Below are 25,238 nucleotides of genomic sequence, written 5' to 3' on the forward strand. Positions count from 1 at the left end.
GCCGCATTATCAACACGGGCCAGCGCGTGCACAATCGCTGCACTTTCAGCACTTCATCGATCAAGGCTATGCCGCTCTCCATGTACGAATCGTCGGTTCCGGTCTTCACGCGCTATTTGGCGCAATTGACGGCGTTGCTTCAGCTGGCCGAGGCGCATGTCGTTGCGACGAAAATCGATCCGCAGGCGATATTGCAGGCGCGACTTGCGCCCGATATGCATCCGTTTTTGAGCCAGATCCAAATCGCCGATGATTTCGTGCTGCGCACTTGCGCGGCATTGGCGGGGCTCGAGAAGCCCGATCAGGGCGCAGCCGAAACCAGCTTTGCCGGCCTGCAAGCTCGACTGGCCCGCACGACGGCCTTTCTGCAAACGCTCTCGCCGGCCAGCATCAACGGCAGCGAAACACGCACGATCAACTCGCCCGCCGGGCACACGGTGCTGTGTTTATCCGGCCAGACTTTTTTGCAGCACTACGCGCTGCCGAATTTCTTCTTTCATGTCTCGACCGCGTACGGCATCTTGCGCCATATGGGGGTCGAGATTGGCAAGCGTGATTTCGATGGGTTTCATGTGTGGTCTTGAGAGGCTGTGCACGATCTTTTCTAAATGGCAACGAACGCCGTTGTTCCCCCTTTTTGTTCCGTGCGAATCTTTGATTCGTTCAGGCATAGGGGGCTAGGGGGGATTTCTGCGGCATCTCAATTTGCAGCGAAGTCGAAATCCCCCTCAATCCCCCTTCAAAAAGGGGGAAGTAACACCACGAACCGGCGCGTTGTCAGTTCTACGCATTTTCAGGAGGCATTCAATGATCGATCTCTACACCGCAGCCACACCCAACGGCCACAAAATCAGCATTGCACTGGAAGAGCTTGGCCTGCCCTATCGGTTGATTCCGCTCAATCTGTCGGCACTGGATCAAAAGCGCCCCGAGTACCTGGCGATCAATCCGAATGGCCGTATTCCGGCGATTGTCGATCATGACAATGACGACTTTGCAGTGTTCGAATCCGGCGCGATCTTGATTTATCTGGCCGAGAAAACCGGCAAATTGCTGCCAACCGATCCCAAGAAACGCTCGCAGGCATTGCAGTGGCTGATGTTCCAGATGGGCGGCGTCGGCCCGATGATGGGTCAGGCCAATGTGTTCTATCGCTACTTCCCCGAGAAGATTCCCGCAGCCATCGAGCGCTATCAGCACGAAGGGCGACGGCTGTTCGAGGTCTTGAACGGTCATCTGGCCACGCATGAATTCCTCGCCGACGAATACAGCATTGCCGACATCGCAACGTGGCCGTGGGTGCGCATCCACGACTGGAGCGGTATTCCGATCGATGGGCTGGATCATCTACAAGCCTGGATGGCGCGCATGGCGGCGCGGCCGGCGTGCCAAAAAGGCATCTTGCTGCCGCCATCCGCCCCCAGGGATACGAGCGAAGTGAACAAGATGGTGATGCGGTAAAGCAGGCACGGCGGCGGATGTTCATTTGGCGCATGGGCGGCCCTCAAGCAAATGCCTTATTGCCAGAGCAAGCTCGGTCAATAGACTGGCGAGGCGCAGATCAGCATTGCGCAGGGCTTGCACCGCGCAATGCGCCGGGTTTGCCCTTTTGCCACATGCCATCGACGAGACTCCCATGCACTTCGCTACGCTTCACAAAACGCTGTGCCATGTCGTCGGCATGACGGCGTTGGCCATCCTGCTCACGCCATCCGCGCAGGCAAACTCCTTCGTGCATCCCGGTGCCCTTCACACGCAGGCTGATTTCGACCGGATGAAAAGCCACGTTGCGCAAGGCGCACAGCCTTGGCTCGATGGCTGGAACCGCTTGCTTAGCAACAACCACGCCTCACTGAACTGGAAGCCTCGCCCCTTGGCCGAGGTCTACCGCGGCAAGGACGGCACGCACGGCGAGAACTACGCCACGCTCTTCAACGATGCGGCAGCTGCCTATGCATTGGCGTTGCGTTGGCAGGTCAGCGGCGACGACGCTTATGCCGACAAGGCCATCAGTATTCTGGATGGCTGGGGCGCCACGCTGACCACCGTCGGCGGCAACTCCGACCGCTTCCTCGCCTCGGGCATCTACGGCTACCAGCTCGCCAACGCCGCCGAGATCATGCGTGGCTATGCCAAATGGCCGGCACCGAATTTCCAGCGCTTCCAGCAGATGATGCTGACCATCTTTTACCCGATGAACCACGATTTCCTGACCCGGCATAACGGCGCGAAGATCGATCACTACTGGGCCAACTGGGATCTGGCCAATATGGATTCCATGCTGGCGATCGGCATTCTGACCGACCGGCGCGACATCTACGCCGAGGCCATCGATTACTTCAAGCACGGCGGGGGAAACGGCGCGATCGATCATCTGGTGTGGAAGCTCTACCTGGATGGCTTGGGGCAAACCCAGGAAAGCGGGCGCGATCAAGGCCACAACGTCCTCAACGTCGCCTTGCTGGGCGTCTTTTGCCAGATGGCGTGGAACCAGAAGGATGACCTGTTCGGCTACGAGGACAACCGGGTACTGCGCGGCATGGAATACATCGCCAAGTACAACCTCGGCAACGACGTGCCCTATACGCCGTATCACAACAGTGACGTGACGCAGGATGTGATTTCCAGCGCCAGCCGCGGCGATATCCGCCCGGTGTGGGAGCTGTTCTACAACCACTACGCCGTACTCAAGGGGCTGGATGCGCCGAATATTCGGGCATTCGCGGAGCAGGTGCGCCCCGAAGGCGGCGGCGGCAATTACGGCCCGAACAGCGGTGGCTTTGATCAATTAGGCTACGGGACGCTGACCTTCACGCTGGACCCACCCCGAAAAGCGGAACATCAGGCCCGCTAGCCGCTGTTGGCATCGGTGAGCGACGGCGAAATGCGAAAAAGCCCTTGAGACGACTCAAGGGCTTTTTCAATCCGGGTCAGGACTTGCCATGCCTTCAACAGAGCCCGTCAACAGAACCCGAGCCGTATCGCCGGCTCGTTCACTTCAACCCGATCACGACCGGCCGCTTTGGCCCGATACAACGCGGTATCGGCGCGCAATAAAAAGCTGTCCAGATTTTCTTCGGGCGAGGTCTGGCAGGCAATGCCGATGCTGATCGTATAGGCCGGCAAATCATCCGGGCGTGCTTCGCGCACGGAGGCCTGAATACGCGAAGCCACGGTCAGCGCCCGCTCGGCCGTGGCATCCGGCAGCAGCGCGATGAACTCCTCGCCACCGAAACGCGCCACATAGTCGGTATCGCGCAACGCCTCGCGAATCGTGCTCGCAACGTGAATCAGCACCCGATCACCCATGGCATGGCCAAAATGGTCATTGATCGATTTGAAGAAATCCAGATCGATACTCAGGAGCGCTCGCGGCAGCAGATCGCGCTTCATGCGCGCTTTTTCCTTGGCGTAGATTTCCGCAAAACCGCGCCGATTGAGCACACCGGTGAGCGGGTCCAGATTGGAGCGTTGTTCCAGCAGGATTTGCAGACGCCGTGTTGCCGCGGTCATGAATCCCACCGTCAACATCTGGGCCATCACGCTGAATGTAGCCAGATACGAGACATTGAATACGCCGCCATCAAGCACGCCAGGATTGGTGCCGACGTACTTCAGGCAGGTCACGCTTCTAATCAATACCACGGCCGATTGCAGCAACATCAACAGGCCGAAGAGATAGGTAGAGAAATGTCGTTCGCCATAACGTGCGATTAACAGGAATTGCGCAAAATAAAGCACGAACAACAGAGAAGAGATTGCGATCACGCGTGAAATGGAATCGGGCGTGACCAGCCACCACCAGATCACATTGGCAATCCCGATTCCCCATACCAGATGGAATAACCACCACGTTGGCGGCCGACCATAAAATTTCTGGGTGCCAATCAATAGAAAACCGACACCCCAGAACATCACCAGATTCGCGCAGGCAATCGAGAGCCAATCAGGCACCAGGCCACGTGCGCCATACAGAATGCCCGCCACCATGAACATCAATGTACCCAAGGCCCAATAGCCGATGCCCTTGATACCGAGCGGGAAATTCTGTTTGGCGGAAAACAGGACAATGCTCATCGCCGCGTACATCGACGAGGACATCACGAGAATGGTGCGGGGATCGAGAAAGGTCACAGGTAAATAATCAGTTACACGCCGGATTACCGAAGTTTAACGCGTCATTGTCGCAATGATAGAAACAGACCGGAAATACCGCAGGGCTGAATGTCAGCATTTCATTCAGGAACAGGGGAGATAGTGTCAGATGACGAGGCAAGGCTCGACAGAAAGATTTTGCCGGGACGACCAAGGGAAACCCCGGAAATGAAAAAAGCCCTTGAATGCTCAAGGGCTTTTTAGATACTGGGGTGGCTGATGGGGGAAAATCCAGATTGCATCTAGGCTGTTGATTTACAAAGAATTTCTCATGTCATCTGGACGAAAAATGCACTAAAAAGTGCTAGACCAGTTACATCAGCAAGTGCTAGACCAAGGTTAACGTACTCTGCCCACCGAGGCCAGCCAAGCACAGGCCATCAGTTCGCCGTCCTGCCTTCAAGGCCCCCGCTTGGTGGTCATAAAGGCTGCCTCTCAAGCGTTCTCCTCACAGTGCCAATACTTCTGGTGACTCCAATCCGAATTTGGAAAATTTATCTTACAAATCAATAAGATAAATTTTTTTGCAAATTCATATTGGGTTAGCCGCTCTCATTGCCAACCAAACCTTACGAAATACGACATAAACGGCATGGAAGCCTTGGGCTATGTGCTGGCACAAACACGTCATAATGCTGTCTGGTATGGCGTGGGCATAGTACACTTGACAGTGCGTACATGCTTCGGAGTGCTACAGATTGAAGATAGCTGTCTCATCGCCTACCCGAATCCTCGCCAGGGTAGTACTTTGTGCCGTCCTCGTGACTGTTGCAGTCATTTCGTCGGCCCAAGCATTGGATGTCGCACCAGCCGTAGATCACGCCAATCTTCGTACAATCCGGGCGATCTTGGAGGCACCAGACGACAAAATCGACTTGGCAAGGGCAAAGCTGGTCATCGACCACATGATCGATCCTGAGAGCAACCAAGCCGCAGTACGCAAGCAGATTGACGATATGGCTGCGGAAATCAAGGCGTCCTTTCCGCTCGGTGCCAGCAATCTAGTCAAATTCAAGGTCTTGCGTGATTACCTGTACCGACCGCCACCGCTTAGCGGCAGGCAACCGTTCCTCTACAACTTTGAAGACGACCGCAATCCCAAGGCGAAATTGCTGTCGGTCTATCTGGCCACGCACAGAGGCAACTGCGTTTCAATGCCCCTGCTGTTCGTCATCCTTGGGCAGAAGCTGGACATCCCCGTCACAATCACGACGGCACCGGCTCACCTCTACGTGAAATTCCGTGGGGACAACGGACTTTGGTACGGGGTGGAAACAACGAGCGGAGGCGGATGGGCCGAAGACGATTGGCAGATGTCGCAATTTCCGACATTGACTCCGCAAGCAGTCGCGAACGGAATCTACATGCAGCCTTTAACCAAAAAGGAAACTGCCGCCGTCATCGCCGAGACGTTATTTGATAGCTATGACAGCCGCCACAGCAACGAGGCAGACGAGGCTCGTATCAAGCTGGCCCTGCTTTTGCTTGATCACTCTCCCAAAGACATGACCGCCATGATTAATGCCTATTTGGGCTACAAGAGTTTGCGGCAGAGACTATTCATCGACAAGTATCCGCACCCGTCCGACATACCGGGGTATCTGGTGCCACAGTATGAGCAGCTCGAAAAGGGGTGGTGGTATTGGGGAAACAGGGCCAAGGAGCTTGGCTTTCAGGCACCTACTGCAGCGATGGAGGCGGCCTATCGTGAAAGAATTCGGCGTGCCAGGGCTGGCGAAGATCAATAAGGGAAGAATATTCAGGAGAATGAGACTGTGAATTATTTGGTTAGAAAACTGTGCGTCGGCGTGTCGCTGTCTATGGGGCTGCTAAATGGGGCAAATGCAACCTATGTGAATGGGAATCCATTGGGTAATATTGATCCGACTGGACTCGCATGCACCGCAGCGAACGGAACCGTTACGTGTAATGTTCCGGGTGGACCGACGATTTCTTTCCCTCGCCCGCCAAAATGGCCCGATCACATTCAACCCGGTGATTCAAATTACCACTACTACGATAAGTGGGTGAATGCTGGAAAGACCGATTCAGGGTGCTTGCAGCAATATATTCAAAATCACCCGACACCGGGGTCGCCACAGCCTGCAACCCCATCGGGTACACAAAATGACGCAAGCCCACTTTGGGCCTCATGGCTGACTTCCAGTCCGGTGCGCAGCTATTCAATGACATCCAATGGTGTGCCTGTTGTAGTGAATGTCACTATGCCAGACCACCCTCTATTTCCAGGTTATGTGGCGAGAACCGTTGTTCCCGGCAGCAATGGCAATATCGTCAACAATTTTGGGGAAGGCACGGGCTTAGCACAAAACCCGTACATGCCGGGAAGCGATAAATTCATCAACAATGTCTGGTATGGCCTGACACAAAATGCTATTGACGCATGTTCATGCTCAAAGTGACGGCGTGAAAGATGAAAAAAAATGTCGCCAGAGTGGTTATGGGATTTTTGGTGGCCCCAGGAATTCCAGCACTGATAATGTATCTTGCTCAAGTTCTGACTATCGGGCATAGAGAGGCCATGCAAGGGGCATATGTTTTAGCCATAATTGGTTATTGTTCCGCAATCGTCCTTGGTATTCCGATTTATTTCGTTCTGCTCTACAAAAAGATATATTCCTTGCTCGCCTATTTAGTTCTCGGTGCGCTCACTGGGGTTGCATATTACGGGCTTTTATTTATACCTACCTTTTTCTCGAATTTGCAGTTTGGGCTCGATCTTGCTTTATCGACGCTCAAGAATACGCTGGGTCTTGGCTTGATTGGCATAATTGGTGGCTCAATAGCAAGCTCCGTTTTTTGGTGGATTGCAGTAAAAAACAATAAGGTTACTTAGCCGCAGATTCGTCGAAACACTATCCCTCAGCCGATTCGAGAGATTGCTGACCAGCTACACAGCCCCTTCTTCTGGTGGCTTGAGAAGTATCCACGGCTGCACGCCCAACGTACGAGCAAGGGCCTCAACGTTAGATAGCGACACATTCCACCGGGATCGCTCCACGGCAGACACATAAGTTCTGTCCAGGCCACATTCCAAGGCCAAGGTCTCTTGTGACCAGCCCTTGCCCACCCTCAGCAATCGCACATTGAAGGCCAGCACACCACGGAGATCGTCAGGGGCTGGGAGTTCTGTTGGTGGCTTGGGCTTAGCGGACATGACGCCACGCTATCCATCTGATACATTTGCATCTACGGAGTTTGCTTCACATATGAGCAGGCCACCGTACAGCAAACCCTTCAATCAGCAATGGAGAGCCAATGGCCGTTCAATGTCCAAAATGCGGAGGCAATCACACTCAAGCTATTCGTGTGGTTGTTCAATCAGGAACATCAATGAGTAGCGGTGTCGTTACCGGGGTGGGTATCGGCACAGGAGGGGTGGGGGTTGGTCTTGGGACTACCACGAGCATTAGCAAAACAAGTTTGGCTGCAAAATTCAGTCAACCAGACAAGCCGACTATTGCCCCTACAGTCGTACTCGGCCTTGCAGCATTGGGGTCAACACCTTGGCTGCAAGCTCATGGACCTGATGTCGGATTCAGGTATGCCAGCATTGGGGTCTGGTTGATCTTCCTCTTTATTCTTCGCCGTGACTTTAAGCAATGGAAGGAATACAGGGAATATCACAAGATTTGGGAGCCACTTTATACGAAAGGCTTCCATTGCAATGAATGCGGGTTTGCATTTATTCCGAAATAGAAAACCTTCACCAAACAAAAAGGCTAGTCATTGAGACTAGCTTTTCTTTTTTGTCGTTAGATTCGGCACCACCCGGTTTCTAACAGCATACCTCTTGACATTCTTTCAAATTATCTTATAGGTATACTACCAACACAGAATTAATCATATTTGATTTATTGAAATTGTCAATAACCAGATTCTAATGATTGCTCTTGTCGGTGAAACAAGGGCATTTTTTATGCCCTAGAAAGATAGGTTGAAGTGTTATATGTCAGCGGGCAGCAAGAGTAATCATAAGACCCGTGCCTCAGTATCGGTCAACCTAGGAAGAAGTCAGGAAGGTAGAGAATGCTTGTTCATGGTTGCACCATACAGCGAAGAACAAAAGCAGAACTTGAGTGATTAGGGCATCAATAGCAACCATGAAGAACCATGTGGCCCACACAACAAGCAATCTTCATCACCTGAAAGTATTCAGTCAGTCATTTGTGTGACGAAAATAGCATGGCTCATTAGAGTGAAGTAGTTTGGCAAAATTACAGCGATACGGCATAAGATAAGTCCGAACGGTAGCAGGTAAGAAGCTACCACCCAGCCAAACGAACGAGCCCAATAGCACAAATGCCCTTATCCAAGGATAGGGGAGCTTCTTTCAAAGCTACTGGCAGCAGGTTATTCAAACCGACCTGTTGAAGCAAGATGTTGGGCGGTGCGAGCAATACAGGTTTAGGCTTAGTTCCGAAAGGAACGTCTTGGATACCCTGCACCCTGCTGTTAGATTGGCAGAAAGAAACCAAGATTCGGGCAAGTAGCTAACTGCTTGCAAGGGCCTCTTTTCAAGAGAATGAAAAAGGCAAAAGCTCCACGACTTTTTCCAAGTCGCCAGGGTAAGGCTTTGCCTTTTTTCTTTAGAAAAAAGCAAAGCCTAGGTACTCTTTATAAGCATAATTAATAAATAGTACACAAGCAAAGTAGACAAACACCACTCAAGCAAAGAGAATTTATCTCCACAAACAACAGAAGAAGAATAAATTGGCAGCGGCGAAAATTTCCACCGCACAAACAACAAAGCCAGTCATTGACTGGCTTTTTTTCGTATTAGAAGCAAGAAGAGCTTGCCATTCACTTTCGTGATCTCTCTGCTTGGATTTTTTCATATCGGTATGAAAGCATAAGTTGAGTCATTCTGTCGGTGAACTCATTCAGCACCTGGAATTTTTCTTCCTCGCTCATGTCAGGCTTATCCTTATGGGTCTGGTCAAACTCTTGACAGAGGTCGGCACATTCCTTCTGATATTTTTTCTCTGGAAATAAGCTCATTTTAACTCTCCCAGGAAGTCAGCCCAAGCCTGGTCCACTTCGGTGACTGCCGCATTCACTTCCGCAACGGTGGAGGTTGGTAGCTGCTTTTCGTCCACGAACTTAACAAAGCCACTGACCACCTTGCGAATGACCCAAGCCAAACTTTGCTCATTGTCAGCGGCAATTTCTTTCAATCGGTTGAGGTCATTGGCCTCAAAAAATACATTGGTTCTCTCCATTTTTTCTCCTTAAATATATTCAAGAGATAACAAACGGTGAGACAAAATCAAGTCAGTCTTGCTATCGACTTGAACACCTGTATTCACGGTCTTGCTCGCTTCGTATCGTGAAAACTATCTATTGCACGAAGGCGAACACCTGTATTCAACATTGACGAATATGAGTGCTCATGCTTTCCATTGAGGCAGGAGCTTCAGCAAGAAATTTGTATTCATTGCCATTATTCTTAAGTAAATCACAGAAGAAAACCTCAATGAATACCTGTCTCCGCTATCGAACTTCACCCCGGATCGTGGACATTCCATTTTCATTTTGTAAGATAAAAGCATAAGAAAGCAAGGCCAATTTTTCCAGACGAAACTTTCGGCTATTTCATAGCCTCGTTTCTGGAAAAATACCTTGCTAGGGCTCTGCCCTAGAACCCTTATAAGAACAACACGGAGAAGAAAAATGGCAACAGCAAAAACACACCCCGGAAGAACAAACGACGATCACCAATTCAAGCGAGACACACGATTTGAAATCAGACTTTCAGAGATTGAATATGAGGCCCTTGTGGCCCAATGGCACAAATCAGGCAAGCACAATTCAATGGCCCGTTATGCTCGTGCTTGTATTTTTGGTGACGAGGACAAGATAGAAATTCATCTCAACCAGAAGAAGCAGACCGGACTTGATCGTCTCAAGGTGCAAGGTGCTCTTGGCAAAATTGGCTCCAACTTCAACCAGCTTGCCAAGCAGTTGAACTCAAAATATGACTTCATTACTGCCAAGACCTTGATCGCCGAAATGGAGAAAATCAGGATTGAGCTTGAGAAGATTTCCAATCTGAACGACGGGGAATGAAATGCTCCATGTCCGAATGAAACATGGCAAAGGAGCTCCCCAAAAAGCCGCCGACTATCTTTTGAGTGACAAAGACCACACTGGCAAGCCTCGCTCTGTCATGCCTGAAATTCTGGACGGTGATCCCAACAATGTTGCCAAGATTGCCAACATGACCACCAGAGCCCACAAGTATGCAACTGGGGTCTTAGCCTTCCGTGACACAGAAAAGCCTACCCTGGCCCAGCAGAAGGCCGTTATGAGGGACTTTGAAGCTACCTTCCTTCCAGGTCTTGAGAAAGACAAGAACTATGCGATCGCATGGGTTGCTCATTGGGACAAGGGCAATCTTGAACTGAACTATTTTCTTGCCACCACCGAGCTAACTACAGGAAAGCAATTAAACCCTTTTCCACCCGGCACCCTTCAACATGAGTTCAATGATGCTTGGGTTCAGAACACTAATCAGCAACTTGGCTACGACCAGGTCGTAACTGACCCGCTGAAAATTTCTCGCTCAAAGTTTGAACAAAAAATTCTGCCACTCAAAGAAGCCACTGCCGAAATCTGCCAGCAAGCTAAGTCACACAGAGAAATCAGCGACAACTTGGAGGATATTTTTAAGTCAGCTATTGAGCATGACGAGATTAAGAGCCGTCAGAATATTATTGACTTGCTCAAAGAGCATGGCGATATAACCAGAGTCGGCACCGATTACATTTCCTTCAAGCCAGAAGGTGAAGCCAAGGCCATTCGCTTGAAAGGCCCAGTTTTTGAAGAAGGGGCAGACTACAAGGAACTGAAAGAGAAGTCCAAGGAATACCAGCAATCCAAGCAGCAGCCCAAGGATTTAACTCAAGAGCAGTTCAAGCAGAACAAGGAAAAAATTGACCGCTTGAAGCAGTCCCGCCTTGAGTATTTCAAAAAGCAATATCAGCAGAAGGAGAAGAAGGTTCGCACCTTTGGCCCAAAGTCCATGAAAGCAAAAAAGTCTGCCCCTCCAAAATCAGCACAACAGCCTAAACAGCAGCAGCCCCAAGGTCAAGAACCTGACCCAATGCAAAAAATGAAGGAAATGTTGGCCGAAGTCAGGCAAGAAAACGAACAGTCATTGAAGAAGCAGGAAACATTTGAGAAGCTGGACAACAAGAAACAGGAAGCCGCCCAACCTGCTGATCCAATCGTGGCGAAGTCCAATGACAAAAAACAGGCCCAGCACAACCACAAGCCCGCCATTGCCGCATTTAGTCAGACTGCCGCTAGCTCAAGAGCTGCATTGATTTCCGTTCAAATTCACCAGATATTATTTTCAAAGTTGAATTTGGAATTACAGATTGGCAGCTTAAATCATTACAAGCTGTCCGATATGAAGAAGATTCAGCTACTCAGGCAGAAGATTGCATGGCTAGAGCAGCAAATTGCCGTCTTGAAGGCAGAGCAGGAACAAGCAGCAGAAGCCGAGCTAATCAACCAGTATGCCAACCGTCACAAGAACAGCAACACAGCCAGCAGGCTAAAAATCTAATTCCCTGCCGGTGGCTCCTACTTCATTTCCGTGAATGGATCATTCACAGAAATAAAGCAGGCATGAAAAAAGCACCAATCGTTGCAGACAGGTGCCGTGGGCAAAAAGGACCGCTTCGTCGGGTCCTTCTGGAATATTCAAGAAGACAGCTTATTCCTTCATTTCTTCTTGCTGGTCTTCTCTATCAAAGCATCTTTTAGGGCCTTCTTGCGAGCTTTGATTGCTTTGGAATTGACCCACCCCACAAGCACATTTTCATTCTTGAACTTGAATTGAAACTTGGAGAAATCAATTCCCCAGTCCATTTTTTCCAGTAGGCTGCGAATATTCTCCAAAGAGAATTCCGCACCGTAGACAGTATGGGTAATGTCCCCATCCATACTATGACCAAGAATCCGTTTTCGCAATGCAATGTCAATCAAGAGATCCACCATTGCCGCCCCTACATTCTTCCGCAAACTATGGAAGACCTTCTGCGACTCATCCACAGTAATCAGCTTTTGCTTGTATTGAGTCCAATTGTAGGAAATATTCTTGGCATAGCCATTTGAAGCGGTCTTGGTCAGATAGGGGAACAGCAAAGACGTCTCCCCATATTTTTCCTTGACCATATGGAAGTAGTCCAAGAAATTCGTTTGAAGCAACTGACTTGTAAAAGGCATTTTTCGGATAGACGAAGGGGTCTTGACTTCTTTATCGTCCCCATTGTCATTAATATCAAAAACCCACACCTCATTTTCTTGATAAATATCACTGACATAAAGCTGGGCAATCTCATCAACCCGCATACCTGTTGTCAATGAAATGAGGGGAGAAAAAAACAGGTCAGGCTTATTGAACCTCTTGCAGTAGGCTTCATAATTCCCCACAAAAAGCCGCTGGATTTCATCCTTGGTGTAGGGAATCCATGAGTCTGTATGCTTGGCCCGCTCGGACTTCTTGACAAGGTGCATATTGGCAAAAGGGTTCTCAAAGGAATACTTGCCAACACTGATCGCGAAATCAAAAAATCCTTTCAGAGTCTTGGTGTAGTTATCAATCGTCAGAGGGCTTTCCTGCAACCGAGTAACTTCATCGCGGTAATCACTGGCATGGGTTTTCCTGATTTCGTCAATGAAGACGATTCCTTTGGCCCGATAGAAGTCCATGAACTTCTGAATCCGGGGGAAGTAGCCATCTTGAGTCGCTTGGGCAAAGGTCTTGGCCTTTGCCAGCTTGTAGGACTCAAAAATATCAATCAAACGAGCTCTGGTGGCCCATGCAGGCACACGAGGCAGGGGAGTAGCCTCCCGCACCTGTTCTACGATCTGGGGGCCGTTTTGAGGCACTGCCGCAATGGTTCCCATAAGGGACTCATAGGCATCCTTCTCGGTGGCCTTCTCCAAGTCAAATTCAATCTTGGCCCCATTGGGAAGACTGACGATAAGCTCCCTGTTGTCGTCGCCAATGCCAAATTTGTTCTTCATGTCCCGAATCCATTTCTCAAAGGCCAAGCTGGCTTCCATTGAACGGAAGTATGCCTGCCGCCGGTCTTTGGTGCGAAGACTCTGGACGACCTTGGAGCGGGTCACATGAGGAAGAAGAACCTTGGGAACAAGGAGACGGAGGTAAAAAGTTCCGTTCCTGTCTTGGTAGGTATTTCGCATGAAGTTCCGTGGGGTGGAACCTACATGCAACCTTGGAAGTGCTAGACCAAGTGCAAGACTTGGTGCTAGACCGATCAGCTTTTCAGTGATCCAAGTCGTTGATCTTCAACGACTTTTGAAACTTGGGGTGGCTGATGGGGCTCGAACCCACGACAACAGGAATCACAATCCTGGACTCTACCAACTGAGCTACAGCCACCACAAAAACGGTACTGCCCGTTTGCACGTGCAGTTGAAACCATGCTGAAACTTATTTCGATTTTTACGGCGGCCTTTGCTGGCGCGCCCGACAGGAATCGAACCTGTAACCTACGGCTTAGAAGGCCGTTGCTCTATCCGGTTGAGCTACGAGCGCCCGGTCCAAGCTGATACATCTGGAGCTAAAAATCTGGGTACTGGTCGGGGCGGTGGGATTCGAACTCACGACCCTCTGCTCCCAAAGCAGATGCGCTACCAGGCTGCGCTACGCCCCGAACAGAGGCAGGAATGTATCAGCAGCACTTGCGATGCGTCAAGCGGCTAGTACGGTGGAATTGAGCGGATGCGCTGAAAAATGCGAGAATGCGCGCTTTGCATTCGCCCGCCCGGAGCCCCCGATGACCGCCCAGATCCTTGACGGCAAAGCCATTTCCCAAGAAATCATTGCAGAAGTGCGCGCCCGCGTGGATGCCCGCAAGGGCGCCGGCAAGCGTGCACCGGCACTGGCCGTAGTGCTGGTCGGCAGCGATCCGGCCTCGCAAGTGTATGTCGGCAACAAGAAACGCCAGTGCGAAAACGCCGGTATCACCTCGATTGCCTACGATCTGCCGGAAACGACCAGTGAAGCCGAGCTGTTGCATCTGGTGAACAAGCTCAATGAGGATGACGATGTCGATGGCATCCTGGTGCAGTTGCCGCTGCCCAAGCATCTGGATGGCGACAAGATCATCGAGCTGATCAATCCGGCCAAGGATGTCGATGGCTTCCACCCGTACAACATCGGCCGGCTGGCACTCAAGATGCCGCTGCTGCGCCCGTGCACCCCGCGTGGCGTCATGACCTTGCTGGAAAAGACCGGCATCGATCTGGTCGGCAAGGATGCCGTGGTGGTGGGTGCTTCCAATATCGTCGGCCGCCCGCAAGCGCTGGAGCTGCTGCTGGCACGCGCCACCGTCACTATCTGCCATAGCAAAACCAAGGATCTGGCCGAGAAAGTACGCGGCGCGGATGTGGTCGTGGCCGGTGTGGGCATCCCCAATTTCGTGAAGGGTGACTGGATCAAGGAAGGCGCGATCGTGATCGACGTCGGCATCAACCGTCTGGACACCGGCAAGCTGTGCGGCGACGTGGAATTCGAAGCCGCCAGGCAACGCGCCAGCTGGATTACCCCGGTGCCGGGTGGTGTCGGCCTGATGACGGTCGCCACGCTGATGCAGAACACCATCGACGCCTGCGAAAAGCGGGGCAAGTAATCCATGACCTACGGTTTGATTCGTCCGCTCCTGTTCTCGCTCGATGCCGAGCGCGCACACACCCTCACCTTCCGTACAGCGGACTTCCTGCATGACATGGGCTTTCTGCGCGTGTTCATGCCGCATGTCGAACCGCTGCCGGTACGGGTGATGGGCATCGATTTCCCCAATCCGGTGGGCCTCGCCGCCGGGCTGGACAAGAACGGCGATCACCTCGATACGCTGGCTGATTTCGGCTTCGGCTTTATCGAAATCGGCACCGTCACGCCGCGCCCGCAACCGGGCAATCCCAAGCCGCGCATGTTTCGCCTGCCGGAAGCGGAAGGCATCATCAACCGCATGGGCTTCAATAACGATGGCGTCGATGCACTAGTCGAAAATGTAAAGCGCGCGCAGTACAAAGGCGTGCTGGGCATCAACATCGGCAAGAACGCCGATACACCCATCGAGAAAGCCACCGACGACTACCTGATCGGGCTGGAAAAAGTCTACGAATACGCCAGCTACGTGACGGTGAACATCTCGTCGCCCAACACCAAGAACCTGCGCCAGCTGCAACAGGCGGACGAGCTGAATCAGCTACTGGCTGCGCTCAAGCACAAGCAAGCCGCACTGGCGGACAAGCACGGCCGCTATGTGCCGCTGGCACTCAAGATTGCACCGGATCTCGATGCACATCAGGTGCAAGAAATCGCCGACCGGCTGATCGCCAACGAGATCGATGCGGTCATTGCCACCAACACTACGCTGTCTCGCGTGGGCGTCGGGCATCTCAAGAATGGCAGCGAAGCTGGCGGCCTCTCCGGCTCACCGGTGCGCGCCAAATCCACCCATGTGATCCGCGAACTGGCCGAAGCGCTCGATGGCGCGTTACCAGTGATCGGTATCGGCGGCATCTTCGAAGGCGAACACGCGCTGGAGAAAATTCAGGCCGGTGCTGAACTGGTACAGGTGTACAGCGGCCTGATCTATCGCGGCCCGCAGATCGTCAGCGACTGCGTGGAAACCTTGGCGAGCCGTTAATGAACGCTACTGCGACCGTGGCATCCGGGGCCTCCGATCTCGTCGACCAGATCGATGCCATCCTGCCGCAAACGCAGTGTCGTCAATGTGGTTTCGACGGCTGCCGGCCGTATGCCGAGGCGCTGGCTGCCGGCACGGTGCCGTTGAATCAGTGCCCGCCGGGCGGTGCTGCCGGCATCGTTGAACTGGCGGCGCTGCTAAAGCTGCCGATCTTGCCGTTATCCGCCGAGCACGGCATCGAACAGCCCCGTGAGCTGGCAGTGATCGATGAAGAGTGCTGCATCGGCTGTACGCTGTGCATTCAGGCGTGCCCGGTCGATGCGATCTTCGGCGCGGCCAAACAGATGCATACCGTCATCAATGCCGAATGCACCGGCTGCGCGCTGTGCGTTGCGCCCTGTCCGGTGGATTGCATCGATATGGTCGTGTTGCAGCCGGTGGCTTTATCACGACTCGTCGAGCCGGAACGCAGCCACGCGCGTGGTCGCTATCAGTTCCACCAATTCCGGCTGGATCGCGAACAGCGCGAACGGCACGAACGACTGGCGCAGAAGGCAGTAACCAAACTGGCGGCAGCACAGCAAGCGCCTGGTTCTGATGAGGCGCTACGTGCGGAGAAGATTCGCGCGGCGATGGCGCGGGCGAGTGCGAAGCGGGGTGAGGTATCGCCGGCTGATGAGCCAGCTCCAGACCAACCAGCAGCCGACCCCATTCAAGACGATGCCGAAGTATTGAAACAGGCGCGCATCGCGGCGGCAATTGCGCGGGCTACGGCGTTGCGGAAGCGCTGAGCGGCAGGCTGGAGAGCATCTTTCTCCCCACCCTCACCCCCGGCCCCTCTCCCACTAATAGCTGAGCAAGGCTGAAGCCTTGCACGCGAGGGCGAGGGGAGACAAGCACAGCATGTCAGCGAGAATTGCAGGCATTCCAACTCAAACCACCGCCTCCACTCCCAACACCGGCAGCACAATCACAAACCGTGCCCCACCGAGCGCGCTGCGATCCAGCACCACCTCACCGCCATGCACCAGCGCAATGCGCCGGACAATCGCCAGACCGAGGCCAAAGCCGCCGGTGTGGCGGTCGCGACTGGCATCCAGGCGGAGGAATGGCTCGAACACCCGCTTGCGATCTGCCTCCGGAATACCCGGCCCGTCGTCTTCCACCGTCAGGCGCAATGTCTCATCCGGGCCGGCTTCGGCGCGGATGGTAATGGCGTGGCTGGCGTAGCGACTGGCATTGCGGATCAGGTTCAGCAGCGCACGCGCCACCAGCCGGGGGTCGCAAATGTGCTCGGCCGGGGCGTCAGCCATGTGGACGGACAACTCGATCTGGCGATCCGCTACGTCGTTGGCAACACTGGCGGCCACGCTATCCAGCAACTCCCCCACCGCAACCGGCATCAACACCAGATTCGTCGCCCCCTGCTCCAGCTGGCTGAGCGTCAGCAGCTCGGTGACGAGTTCATCCAGCTCACGCACGTCGCGGCTTAGTGCCGCCTGCCGGGCTTGCGCTTCCGGCTCTGTCGTTTGCAGCAAGGCAATGCCGAATTCGAGGCGGGCGATCGGTGTTTTCAGCTCGTGCGAAATGCCGTGCATCATTTCACGCTGGTGCAGGATCGAGGCCTGAATCCGCTCAGCCATATCGTTGAACTGCTGGGCCAGCGCGTAGATGTTGGATTTCTTCTTGAGCGTCGCGCGCGTCGCCAGGTTGCCGGCGCCAAAGCTGCGGGCAGCCTCTTGCAACTTGCGCAGGTCCCGCCAGTGGAAGTGCACCCAGGCGATGACCGCCAGCAAGGTGGTCAAGCCAACCACCCCATACGCGATCACATTGATGTCGGTGTTATCCGCTTCCACCGTGCGCGCGTGGATCACCGTGCCGTCGCGCAAGGACAAGTAATAGTCCTTGCCATCGAGGCTCATCGCCAGTTTGCCGGCACGGAGATCGCGCTGCTCTTTGCTGGACAAACGAGCCACGTCGGCCTGACTCAAGACCCTGAAACGCTCCTGCGCATTCTCTTGCAAACGAGCCAATGCAGCTGCGCGCTCGGCCCCCGAATGGCGCTCCAGATAGTCGGTCAGCACGAACACATAACCCTTGTAGCCTTCGCGGACATCTGCGGAAAAGCGCTCGTGGAACATCGGGATGAAGGCGTAATTGATGAACAGGACCGCCGCCGCTACGCCCAGGCAGACCAGCAAATAGAGTTTGATCAGTGGGCGCAGCATGGGGGGTCTCGGTGTGTGATGAAGCGTGCAGGGCAAGAATCGGAGCGAGCGCCGCTGGCAAAACCCAGCGTAGCGGTGCTGGCAAGGCGTGCGAGCGCAGACAGTACAAGTGGTACGGCAAGCGAGCACAACGCCGCCAGCAGGGTTTTGCCAGCGGCGCTCATTCCTCCCACGCTGACGGGCTGAACAGATACCCCCGCCCCCAGATCGTCTTGATCTTCTGCGGCTCGGGCGAGGCATCGCCAAAGCGCCGCCGCAAGCGGGAGATGCCGGAATCCACGGTGCGATCCAGCCCGTCGAATTCGATGCCGCGCAATTGCTTGAGGATGTCATCGCGGCTGAGCACCGTGCCAGCCGCTTTGGCCAGGATCAGCAGCAGGTTGAATTCGGCGGTTTTCAGCTCCACCAGCTGGCCGCGCCAGAAGACGGTGCGGTTCGGCGGGGAGATCGCCAGCTCGCCAAAGACCAACTCGCTCCCTTGCGCCGGGGAGGCCGCTTGCCCGGCCGGCTGCGCCCGCCGCAACAGTGCACGAGCACGGGCCACCAACAGGCGCGGCTCGATGGGCTTGAGCACGTAATCGTCCGCCCCCAGCTCCAGCCCGGCGACCTGATCGTAGGTATCCACCCGCGCCGTCAAGATCAGCACCGGCACCTGCGAGAACGCACGGATACGGCGGCAGACCTCCATGCCGTCCATGTGTGGCAGCATCAGATCCAGAATCACCAAGGCCGGTTGCTGCTCGCGCACGGCCGCTTCAGCCACGTCGCCGCGCCGCACGATGGTCACTTCGAACTCGTAATTGCTCAAGTACTCGCGCACGAGCTGCGCGAGGCGATCGTCGTCCTCGACCAGCAGCACCTTGATCTTGAGCGGCGTGTCATCCATGCCCCATTTCCTTCTTAATTCCCCCGTCTCCGGGTCGGCGAAGCGCCAGTGTATGCGCTCATGCCGTCAGTTTGGAGCCAAAATAAACTTCAAGACACTTACCCATAATTGCGCACAGATTACCCGCCAATTCCAGACAGACATGAATCAGCACAATGGTGAGACTGCGAACTCTTCCAACCCTGGAGTGTTCTCTGTGCGTCAATCCCGTCCAGCCCGCCTTCCCGCCCTTCTTCCTGCCCTGTTTCCAAACGCTTACCTGCTCGCACTCCCCATCATCATGTTGACGGCTTCATTCTCGGCCAAAGCCGAGATCACCTATACGGCTTCACTGGGGGTCGGCGTCAGCCAGGAATATCAAGGCAGCAGGGTTTACCATGCAGCGCCCGAGATCGCGCTCCGCGCCGACTTCGGCAACGGCTGGTTCGTCGATACCGCGCAGGGCGCCGGCTACGCAACCACGTTCTCCAACAGCATGTTCGCGTCGGCGGTGCTCGCCTACGATGGCGGGCGCAAAGAAAAGCAAAGCTACAACACACCCGGCAACGATTACCTCAAAGGCATGGGCGATATCTCTGGCTCCGTGCTTGGCGTCATCACCGTCGGCATGCCGATCTACGGCAAAACCACCACCAGCCTCACCCTCGAACTGCCGCTGACACATAGCGAACGCGGCGTTGCCGGCCATGTCGACCTGACCGTGCCAGTGTTCGACCAAGGTGCGCACAAGATCACGATCACACCCAGCGTGCATTTCGGCTCGAGCAAGTACACGCAGTCCTTCTTTGGCGTCACCGCACAGCAAGCCGCCAATACCACATTCAACGCCTACAGCACCCACGCGGGCGTCGACAGCACATCTGTATCCGCGGCATGGAGCTACACCATCACGCCCAACTGGTCCACGCATACGGAACTGGGCGTCAGCCGTCTGCTCGGTGACGCGGCTGGCAGCCCGATCGTGCAGAAAAAGCAGGGGTTTTTCGCGATGTCAGTGGTGTCTTATACGTTTTGAGGGGCAACTCAACGCACTCGTGACCGCCGACAGTGGCGTGATTACCACCGGCGCAGTCTGGTGGAAACCAAGATGCGTTGCTTCAAGTTGCTGGGTGAACGGGTGATGCCGAGAGACTTTGATCAACAGGTGGCCGAGCTGCAAAACCGCAGCTCGGCATGCCGAAAACGGGGTGGTGGCATGAATCCGTCTGAGGTTTGAGTCACTTCAAATCTGGACTGACTTATGCAACAGCGCCTTGCCGCTGTATATCTTGGAGTAGGTGCATCATGAAATTAAGCATTTTAAGTAAATTGTGTTTGTTTGGTTTTGCTGCATGGTCGCTACAAGCACGGGCAGAAATAAGGACAGATTATTTATCCAATATCCGAGACCAGATTAAATTCAACGAATTGAACGCAACAGATAAACGCACGATTGCCGAACAAGCTCAGCTCCTGTTGCGAGATCTTTACGTTGAACGTGAAGAAAAAAACAATTATTACGGCAACTACCCCAGCATGAACCAAGGTCATGTCGACCCAGCGCTATCCATCCAGCAACTCATCAATCACCTGGACAAGCTCAGCACGCGCGAATTACATCAACAGCTCAGCCAGATTTTCATCAATCAACGCGACCGACATTTGAATTACATTTTTCCGCTGCCGCACAGTGCATTCAAAAGCTATTTGCCACTTACACTGACACGAACCCATGATGGATCAAGTGTGGTGCGCGTCGAGCAGCTACTACCTGTATTTGACTCGATGCTGCCTTCAACCAGAAAACCTGAAGTCGGCGATCAACTACTTGAATATGATGAGCTGCCGACTCAAAAAGCAATAAACAAATTGATGCCGATGGTTTCAGGCGCAAACCCTTACGGTGGCTTTTCCCGTGCGCTAGAGTACATGACACAAATTGATCACGCGCTTAACTTACCACCCGCACATGACACGGCATTACTGAAATTGCGCTCTGCAAGAACTGGCGAAGCGTACACGATTCAGCTGCCGTGGCTGGTGGAATATGACGACGCTAAACTGCTAGAAAAAACCGAAAACATCCCCGCTCAATCGCCCAACCCAAAACCACCTTCGAAAATGCAAGTGCTTGATCAAAAAGAAGTGGGTGCGATAACGCCCGTTCAGCGCAGCGATATCGAGCATTTATATTTTGCAACAAACACTACAGCAGACCCTGCTATTGAATGGGCGATCATCCCCAAAGGCAACGTAGCCTACCTTGGAATTAGTCGTTTTCAGCCAATCAATGATGATGCAGATCAATCATTGAATATCATTGCCCATCTCTTGCGTGAACAATTAGCCGATACCAATGCGCTGTTGATCGATGTTCGCAACAACGGTGGCGGCGACAATCAATACGTAGACAAATTACTGCAAATATTCACCCCTGGCCCTGCCCACACCAATGCTGTTCGTCTGTTAAATACAAAACTCAATGCGCAATTCTTGAATCAGGATGTTTTCAGGGCGTTTCAACCCAAACTGGTAAAGCTTATTGATGAAGCAGCCAAAACCAACAACACCTACACCCAAACGACAACTGAATTATCACTGGAAGAAGCCAATAGCCTGGGGCAAATGTATTATAAACCCGTAGGGATATTAACAAATGCACGCAGTTATTCAGCAACGGAGATGTTCAGCTGCGCGATGCAAGATAATGGCGCCGCTACGCTGTATGGTGAAGATCCATTGACAGGTGGTGGTGGCAGCAATCCGATACCGCATAGCGTCCTGGCTGAAAATGGCCCTGCTTGGTTTAAACCGCTTCCTGGTGGCGTGCAGATGAGGTTTTCGTGGTTGCAAACGATCCGTGATGGGTATCACAAGAATGAGCTTATCGAAGATGAAGGCTGTGCAGCAGATGTCAATGTGCCGCGTACATTCAGTGATCTGACGAATGGGGATAAAACCCAGCTCGATAAGATCACCACTCACTTATTGTCTAAACCGCCCCCCCGCTCATTGTTTAAATTTGTGCATCCCGTGGCAGACGTAATCGAGGTTGAAGAAACCACGACCAACCTGGATATTCAGACTGCTGAAACCGAGTATGTGCAAGTCTACGTGGACCATGAATTGTTTAAATCACTGCCTGTTTATAGCTATGGTGCGCCCCAAACAGTGCGCTTGCCTTTGCCAGCAATGCGTACCGGACAATCTTATACCTTGCGTATTGTTGGCATTGACGCAGGGCACACGCCACGCTGGAACACGCAGCGCAGTGTGCGTGTGATCGCGCAAAAATAGGGCTTTGTTGCACTTGCTCAGGCAAAGACGTGCCAGTTTGCGACCCACCTTCTGGCACGCGCTTGCCGAGCGGCACATCCCCCCGCGACAATCAGGCTCTTCGCAACACAATTGCCCAGGAGCCCGCCATGCCCGCCGCCAATCCCCGATCCGACCAATTCGTCCTGCTTGGCCAATACAACCAGTGGATGAACGCCAAGGTCATCGAGGCCGCCGCCCAGTTGCCGGCCGACGAATTGCTGCGTGATCGCAAGGCGTATTTCGGCTCGATTCTCGGCACGCTCAATCACCTGATCGTGGCCGATACGATGTGGCTCAAGCGCTTTCTCAACCATCCGGCCGGCTATGCCTCGCTGGAGCCAGTCCGCGATTTGCCGATCCCCGCCTCGCTGGATGAACTCGTCTGCCCGGATCTGGCCTCCTACACCGCGCGCCGCCAGTTGCTCGATGGTGTCATTTCCGCCTTCGTCGCCGAGCTGAAAGATGCCGATCTCGACCACGTACTGGCCTACAAGAACGCCAAGGGCGAGCACAAGCAAAAGCGTTCCGCCTTGGTGCTGATGCATCTCTTCAACCATCAGACCCATCACCGCGGCCAGGCCAGCACGCTGTTCTTCCAGGCCGGTGTCGATGTCGGCGTGACCGATCTGCCGATGCTGATTCCCGACGAACCGCTCAACTAGACTGCGCCGCGCAATGAACAAGCAAACCCGCCACACCTTCTATCAACGGCTCGCCGAGCTCGATCCGCATCCGACCACCGAGCTCGACTACACCACACCGTTCGAGCTGCTGACCGCCGTGCTGCTGTCCGCCCAAGCCACCGATGTGGGCGTGAACAAGGCCACCAAGCGCTTGTTCCCGGTTGCCAATACCCCCGCTGCCATCCTCGCGCTCGGGCAGGAGGCGCTGAAAGGCTATATCGCTACCATCGGTCTGTATCGCAGCAAGGCCAAGCACCTGCTGGAAACCTGTCGCATCCTGATCGAGCAGCACGGCGGTGAAGTGCCGCGCGATCGGGAATCGCTGGAGGCGCTGCCGGGCGTGGGCCGCAAGACCGCCAACGTGGTGATGAACACCGCCTTTGGCGAAGCGACCATCGCGGTCGATACGCATATCTTTCGCGTCGCCAACCGCACCGGCCTCGCTCCCGGCAAGGATGTGCGGGCGGTGGAAGACAAACTGCTGAAAGTCACCGAGCCGGAATTCCGCCTCAATGCGCACCATTGGTTGATCCTGCACGGCCGCTACGTATGCAAGGCCCGACGGCCGGAGTGCTGGCGCTGTGTGGTGGCGGACGTATGCGACTACAAAGGGAAGGAAATGACGCCGCCGAAGGGGCGGTAATCCCCCCGAAATTCGTAAGTTTTTGGAAAAGGGGTAAACCCAAGTTCCAACCTGACGTTATTCAGGCCTGCTCCACCGAAAAGCAACCTTGCGAGCCGGGCCTGCCCAATCCCGGCGCGCCGTTCACACCGAGAACAGCCGATGTCCGCCGAACCGCTCAACACCCAACCCACCACCGCTAAACCCCGCCGCAGCTGGCTGTGGCTGCTCGCCGCCGCCATCATCCTCGCGGGCGGGGTTTACCTGATCTACAACGCCAAGCCGCAAGCGTCGACGCAAGCCAATGCGGGTGGCGGCAAGCGTGGCGGCCCCGGCCAGGGCAACAAGCCGATGCCGGTGCAGGCCAAGCCGGCGCGATCCGGCGATCTCAACGTGTATCTGAACGGTTTGGGTACGGTAACGCCCTCGTCCACCGTCACCGTGCATTCACGTGTCGACGGCCCCTTGCTGGCGCTGCACTTTCAGGAAGGCCAAGTGGTGAAAGCCGGCGCATTGCTGGCCGAGATCGACCCCGCCACCTTCCGCATCCAGCTCGCGCAAGCACAAGGCCAGCTCGCCAAGGATCAGGCCCTGCTCGCCAACGCCAAACAAGACCTCGCCCGCTATCAGACGCTGCTGGCGCAGGATTCGATCTCCAAGCAGCAAGTCGATACGCAAGCCGCGCTGGTGCGCCAGACCGAAGGCACGGTGCAGGCCGATCAGGCGACGGTCGATGCGGCCAGGCTGCAGCTCTCCTACACCCGCATCGTCGCGCCGGTTTCCGGTCGCCTTGGTCTGCGGCAGGTTGATCCGGGCAACCTGATCCACGCTTCGGATACCAATGGACTGGTGCTGATCAACGAGGTCACGCCAATTGCGGTGCTGTTCACCATTCCGCAAGACAAGCTGCCGCCGGTACTCAAGCAGTTGAACGATGGTCAGACGCTGGCCATCGATGCCTACGACCGCGCGCAGACAACCAAATTGGCCAGCGGCAAGTTGCTCACCGTCGATAACCAGATCGACACCACCACCGGCACCGTCAAACTCAAGGCCGTGTTCCCGAACGAAGACGGCACGCTGTTCCCGAACCAGTTCGTCAACGTGCGCCTGCTGGTCGAAACCCTGCACAACGCCACCATCCTGCCGACTGCCGCCGTGCAGCGCGGCGCGCAAGGCACCTTTGTGTTCGTGGTTGGCGCAGACACCAGCGTGAGCGCGCAACCGGTCACCCTCGGCCCGGTCGATGGCGACAACGTGGTGATCCAGTCCGGCGTGAAACCCGGTGACGTGGTGGTGATCGATGGCGCGGACAAGCTCAAGGAAGGCGGCAAGGTTGAAGTGGTGGCGGCCAATGCGAGTGGCGTTGCGGGCAAGCGGCCGCATGGTGGCAAGGGTGGAGCGAATGCGAGCGGGGCGCAGCATCGGCATAAGAATGGTAGTGACGGATCAGGTGCTGGCTCGGATAAGGGAGCCAATTCGTGATGGCGGTTCAGATCCCATCTTGCGGGAACCAGCTACTGCACGCATCACTCGTCCCCCCCTTCCCCGAAGGGGGGCTAGGGGGGATTTCTACGACATCTCAAGTTGAAGTGACGTCGAAATCCCCCTCAATCCCCCTTCACAAAGGGGGAGGTCAACACCCGCAGCGCT

General features: G+C 54.5%; 24 protein-coding genes and 3 tRNA genes. 17 read left to right on the forward strand and 10 right to left on the reverse strand.

Translation table 11 applies throughout. The features are described from left to right. The first annotated feature begins 68 nt into the window (after positions 1-68). The 3 genes from BR41_RS10985 (at position 69) to BR41_RS10995 (ending at position 2,854) form a co-directional block, all read left to right on the forward strand. Positions 69-584 (forward strand): DUF1993 domain-containing protein, encoded by a 516-nt coding sequence (locus BR41_RS10985; RefSeq protein WP_035056233.1) that lies wholly within the window; start codon positions 69-71, stop codon positions 582-584. A gap of 223 nt (positions 585-807) precedes the next feature. Beyond that, the gene (locus BR41_RS10990) at positions 808-1,461 is read left to right on the forward strand and encodes a glutathione S-transferase family protein (protein WP_035056235.1); all 654 of its coding nucleotides are present in this window, start codon (positions 808-810) and stop codon (positions 1,459-1,461) included. A 175-nt stretch (positions 1,462-1,636) separates the two neighbouring features. Further along, a complete protein-coding gene (locus BR41_RS10995; protein ID WP_084187041.1) occupies positions 1,637-2,854 on the forward strand; it encodes an alginate lyase family protein in 1,218 nt (405 codons plus the stop codon). Between the two features lie 107 nt (positions 2,855-2,961). On the opposite strand, the gene BR41_RS11000 is transcribed toward BR41_RS10995, so the two are convergent. Next, positions 2,962-4,134, reverse strand: a complete 1,173-nt coding sequence (locus BR41_RS11000; RefSeq protein WP_211251722.1) for a GGDEF domain-containing protein — start codon at positions 4,132-4,134, stop codon at positions 2,962-2,964. Positions 4,135-4,916: 782 nt separating this feature from the next. Between BR41_RS11000 and BR41_RS22925 the strand changes: the two genes are divergently transcribed. Genes BR41_RS22925 through BR41_RS11010 form a run of 3 tightly spaced genes read left to right on the forward strand, consistent with a single transcriptional unit; the run spans position 4,917 to position 7,012 of the window. After that, positions 4,917-5,903, forward strand: coding sequence for a transglutaminase family protein (locus tag BR41_RS22925; RefSeq protein WP_156970655.1), 987 nt, complete (start codon positions 4,917-4,919; stop codon positions 5,901-5,903). A 27-nt stretch (positions 5,904-5,930) separates the two neighbouring features. Beyond that, the gene (locus BR41_RS24175; RefSeq protein ID WP_156970656.1) at positions 5,931-6,578 is read left to right on the forward strand and encodes an RHS repeat-associated core domain-containing protein; all 648 of its coding nucleotides are present in this window, start codon (positions 5,931-5,933) and stop codon (positions 6,576-6,578) included. A gap of 11 nt (positions 6,579-6,589) precedes the next feature. Then, on the forward strand, positions 6,590-7,012 hold the full coding sequence (locus BR41_RS11010; RefSeq protein ID WP_035056237.1) for a hypothetical protein: 423 nt from the start codon (positions 6,590-6,592) through the stop codon (positions 7,010-7,012). 54 nt (positions 7,013-7,066) lie between these two features. Here BR41_RS11010 and BR41_RS23590 read toward each other — a convergent pair whose 3' ends face one another. Next, on the reverse strand, positions 7,067-7,333 hold the full coding sequence (locus BR41_RS23590; protein ID WP_084187043.1) for a helix-turn-helix domain-containing protein: 267 nt from the start codon (positions 7,331-7,333) through the stop codon (positions 7,067-7,069). Positions 7,334-7,434: 101 nt separating this feature from the next. Here BR41_RS23590 and BR41_RS11015 point away from each other — a divergent pair, with 101 nt between their 5' ends. Further along, complete coding sequence (locus tag BR41_RS11015) at positions 7,435-7,875, forward strand: hypothetical protein (protein ID WP_156970657.1); 441 nt, start codon at positions 7,435-7,437, stop codon at positions 7,873-7,875. 1,104 nt (positions 7,876-8,979) lie between these two features. Here BR41_RS11015 and BR41_RS11020 read toward each other — a convergent pair. Both BR41_RS11020 and BR41_RS11025 read right to left on the reverse strand, forming a co-directional pair. Then, entirely contained in the window at positions 8,980-9,177 is a 198-nt protein-coding gene (locus tag BR41_RS11020; protein WP_035056241.1) for a hypothetical protein, read from the reverse strand. After that, the gene (locus tag BR41_RS11025; RefSeq protein WP_035056243.1) at positions 9,174-9,398 is read right to left on the reverse strand and encodes a hypothetical protein; all 225 of its coding nucleotides are present in this window, start codon (positions 9,396-9,398) and stop codon (positions 9,174-9,176) included. The genes BR41_RS11020 and BR41_RS11025 overlap by 4 nt, the downstream gene beginning before the upstream one ends. A 451-nt stretch (positions 9,399-9,849) precedes the next feature. Here BR41_RS11025 and BR41_RS11030 point away from each other — a divergent pair, with 451 nt between their 5' ends. Both BR41_RS11030 and BR41_RS11035 read left to right on the forward strand, forming a co-directional pair. Further along, positions 9,850-10,245 carry a plasmid mobilization protein gene (locus tag BR41_RS11030; RefSeq protein WP_035056245.1) on the forward strand — a complete coding sequence of 132 codons (396 nt, stop codon included), beginning with the start codon at positions 9,850-9,852 and terminating at the stop codon, positions 10,243-10,245. Positions 10,246-10,261: 16 nt separating this feature from the next. Beyond that, positions 10,262-11,749 (forward strand): hypothetical protein, encoded by a 1,488-nt coding sequence (locus BR41_RS11035; RefSeq protein ID WP_156970658.1) that lies wholly within the window; start codon positions 10,262-10,264, stop codon positions 11,747-11,749. A gap of 158 nt (positions 11,750-11,907) precedes the next feature. On the opposite strand, the gene BR41_RS11040 is transcribed toward BR41_RS11035, so the two are convergent. The 4 genes from BR41_RS11040 to BR41_RS11055 all read right to left on the reverse strand — a co-directional run bounded on the left by BR41_RS11040 (position 11,908) and on the right by BR41_RS11055 (position 13,868). Next, complete coding sequence (locus BR41_RS11040) at positions 11,908-13,395, reverse strand: DUF6538 domain-containing protein (protein ID WP_035056250.1); 1,488 nt, start codon at positions 13,393-13,395, stop codon at positions 11,908-11,910. Between the two features lie 123 nt (positions 13,396-13,518). Next, positions 13,519-13,594 (reverse strand) — tRNA-His (locus BR41_RS11045). A gap of 79 nt (positions 13,595-13,673) precedes the next feature. Then, positions 13,674-13,750, reverse strand: a tRNA-Arg gene (locus BR41_RS11050). A gap of 41 nt (positions 13,751-13,791) precedes the next feature. Beyond that, a tRNA-Pro gene (locus BR41_RS11055) sits at positions 13,792-13,868 on the reverse strand. Between the two features lie 123 nt (positions 13,869-13,991). On the opposite strand from BR41_RS11055, the gene folD reads away from it, so the two are divergent. Genes folD through BR41_RS11070 form a run of 3 tightly spaced genes read left to right on the forward strand, consistent with a single transcriptional unit; the run spans position 13,992 to position 16,660 of the window. Then, the gene (gene folD, locus BR41_RS11060; protein ID WP_035056252.1) at positions 13,992-14,846 is read left to right on the forward strand and encodes a bifunctional methylenetetrahydrofolate dehydrogenase/methenyltetrahydrofolate cyclohydrolase FolD; all 855 of its coding nucleotides are present in this window, start codon (positions 13,992-13,994) and stop codon (positions 14,844-14,846) included. A 3-nt stretch (positions 14,847-14,849) separates the two neighbouring features. Continuing rightward, positions 14,850-15,869 carry a quinone-dependent dihydroorotate dehydrogenase gene (locus tag BR41_RS11065; RefSeq protein ID WP_035056254.1) on the forward strand — a complete coding sequence of 340 codons (1,020 nt, stop codon included), beginning with the start codon at positions 14,850-14,852 and terminating at the stop codon, positions 15,867-15,869. Next, positions 15,869-16,660, forward strand: a complete 792-nt coding sequence (locus BR41_RS11070; protein WP_051710730.1) for an RnfABCDGE type electron transport complex subunit B — start codon at positions 15,869-15,871, stop codon at positions 16,658-16,660. The genes BR41_RS11065 and BR41_RS11070 overlap by 1 nt, the downstream gene beginning before the upstream one ends. Positions 16,661-16,801: 141 nt before the next feature. On the opposite strand, the gene BR41_RS11075 is transcribed toward BR41_RS11070, so the two are convergent. Next, entirely contained in the window at positions 16,802-18,097 is a 1,296-nt protein-coding gene (locus BR41_RS11075) for an ATP-binding protein (RefSeq protein ID WP_035056257.1), read from the reverse strand. A 160-nt stretch (positions 18,098-18,257) separates the two neighbouring features. Further along, positions 18,258-18,983, reverse strand: coding sequence for a response regulator (locus tag BR41_RS11080; protein ID WP_035056259.1), 726 nt, complete (start codon positions 18,981-18,983; stop codon positions 18,258-18,260). 196 nt (positions 18,984-19,179) lie between these two features. Here BR41_RS11080 and BR41_RS11085 point away from each other — a divergent pair, with 196 nt between their 5' ends. The 5 genes from BR41_RS11085 to BR41_RS11105 all read left to right on the forward strand — a co-directional run bounded on the left by BR41_RS11085 (position 19,180) and on the right by BR41_RS11105 (position 25,070). Continuing rightward, positions 19,180-19,998, forward strand: a complete 819-nt coding sequence (locus BR41_RS11085) for a MipA/OmpV family protein (RefSeq protein WP_169741288.1) — start codon at positions 19,180-19,182, stop codon at positions 19,996-19,998. 269 nt (positions 19,999-20,267) lie between these two features. After that, positions 20,268-22,259: a S41 family peptidase gene (locus BR41_RS11090; protein WP_084187047.1), complete on the forward strand. Its 1,992-nt coding sequence runs from the start codon at positions 20,268-20,270 to the stop codon at positions 22,257-22,259. A gap of 128 nt (positions 22,260-22,387) precedes the next feature. Beyond that, entirely contained in the window at positions 22,388-22,942 is a 555-nt protein-coding gene (locus tag BR41_RS11095) for a DinB family protein (protein WP_035056268.1), read from the forward strand. A 13-nt stretch (positions 22,943-22,955) separates the two neighbouring features. Next, a complete protein-coding gene (gene nth / locus BR41_RS11100) occupies positions 22,956-23,606 on the forward strand; it encodes an endonuclease III (protein WP_035056270.1) in 651 nt (216 codons plus the stop codon). Positions 23,607-23,747: 141 nt separating this feature from the next. Then, the gene (locus BR41_RS11105) at positions 23,748-25,070 is read left to right on the forward strand and encodes an MdtA/MuxA family multidrug efflux RND transporter periplasmic adaptor subunit (RefSeq protein ID WP_084187049.1); all 1,323 of its coding nucleotides are present in this window, start codon (positions 23,748-23,750) and stop codon (positions 25,068-25,070) included. The last annotated feature ends 168 nt before the right edge of the window (positions 25,071-25,238 follow it).

This window comes from Andreprevotia chitinilytica DSM 18519 (assembly GCF_000711875.1).
In the GTDB taxonomy this organism is placed as follows: domain Bacteria; phylum Pseudomonadota; class Gammaproteobacteria; order Burkholderiales; family Chitinibacteraceae; genus Andreprevotia; species Andreprevotia chitinilytica.

Coding starts and splice junctions, on each gene's coding strand:
- BR41_RS10985 (WP_035056233.1), top strand. CDS start 69: ATGCCGCTCTCCATGTACGAATCGTCGGTTCCGGTCTTCACGCGCTAT.
- BR41_RS10990 (WP_035056235.1), top strand. CDS start 808: ATGATCGATCTCTACACCGCAGCCACACCCAACGGCCACAAAATCAGC.
- BR41_RS10995 (WP_084187041.1), top strand. CDS start 1,637: ATGCACTTCGCTACGCTTCACAAAACGCTGTGCCATGTCGTCGGCATG.
- BR41_RS11010 (WP_035056237.1), top strand. CDS start 6,590: ATGAAAAAAAATGTCGCCAGAGTGGTTATGGGATTTTTGGTGGCCCCA.
- BR41_RS23590 (WP_084187043.1), bottom strand. CDS start 7,333: ATGTCCGCTAAGCCCAAGCCACCAACAGAACTCCCAGCCCCTGACGAT.
- BR41_RS11015 (WP_156970657.1), top strand. CDS start 7,435: ATGGCCGTTCAATGTCCAAAATGCGGAGGCAATCACACTCAAGCTATT.
- BR41_RS11020 (WP_035056241.1), bottom strand. CDS start 9,177: ATGAGCTTATTTCCAGAGAAAAAATATCAGAAGGAATGTGCCGACCTC.
- BR41_RS11025 (WP_035056243.1), bottom strand. CDS start 9,398: ATGGAGAGAACCAATGTATTTTTTGAGGCCAATGACCTCAACCGATTG.
- BR41_RS11030 (WP_035056245.1), top strand. CDS start 9,850: ATGGCAACAGCAAAAACACACCCCGGAAGAACAAACGACGATCACCAA.
- BR41_RS11035 (WP_156970658.1), top strand. CDS start 10,262: ATGAAACATGGCAAAGGAGCTCCCCAAAAAGCCGCCGACTATCTTTTG.
- BR41_RS11040 (WP_035056250.1), bottom strand. CDS start 13,395: ATGCGAAATACCTACCAAGACAGGAACGGAACTTTTTACCTCCGTCTC.
- folD (WP_035056252.1), top strand. CDS start 13,992: ATGACCGCCCAGATCCTTGACGGCAAAGCCATTTCCCAAGAAATCATT.
- BR41_RS11065 (WP_035056254.1), top strand. CDS start 14,850: ATGACCTACGGTTTGATTCGTCCGCTCCTGTTCTCGCTCGATGCCGAG.
- BR41_RS11070 (WP_051710730.1), top strand. CDS start 15,869: ATGAACGCTACTGCGACCGTGGCATCCGGGGCCTCCGATCTCGTCGAC.
- BR41_RS11075 (WP_035056257.1), bottom strand. CDS start 18,097: ATGCTGCGCCCACTGATCAAACTCTATTTGCTGGTCTGCCTGGGCGTA.
- BR41_RS11080 (WP_035056259.1), bottom strand. CDS start 18,983: ATGGATGACACGCCGCTCAAGATCAAGGTGCTGCTGGTCGAGGACGAC.
- BR41_RS11090 (WP_084187047.1), top strand. CDS start 20,268: ATGAAATTAAGCATTTTAAGTAAATTGTGTTTGTTTGGTTTTGCTGCA.
- BR41_RS11095 (WP_035056268.1), top strand. CDS start 22,388: ATGCCCGCCGCCAATCCCCGATCCGACCAATTCGTCCTGCTTGGCCAA.
- nth (WP_035056270.1), top strand. CDS start 22,956: ATGAACAAGCAAACCCGCCACACCTTCTATCAACGGCTCGCCGAGCTC.
- BR41_RS11105 (WP_084187049.1), top strand. CDS start 23,748: ATGTCCGCCGAACCGCTCAACACCCAACCCACCACCGCTAAACCCCGC.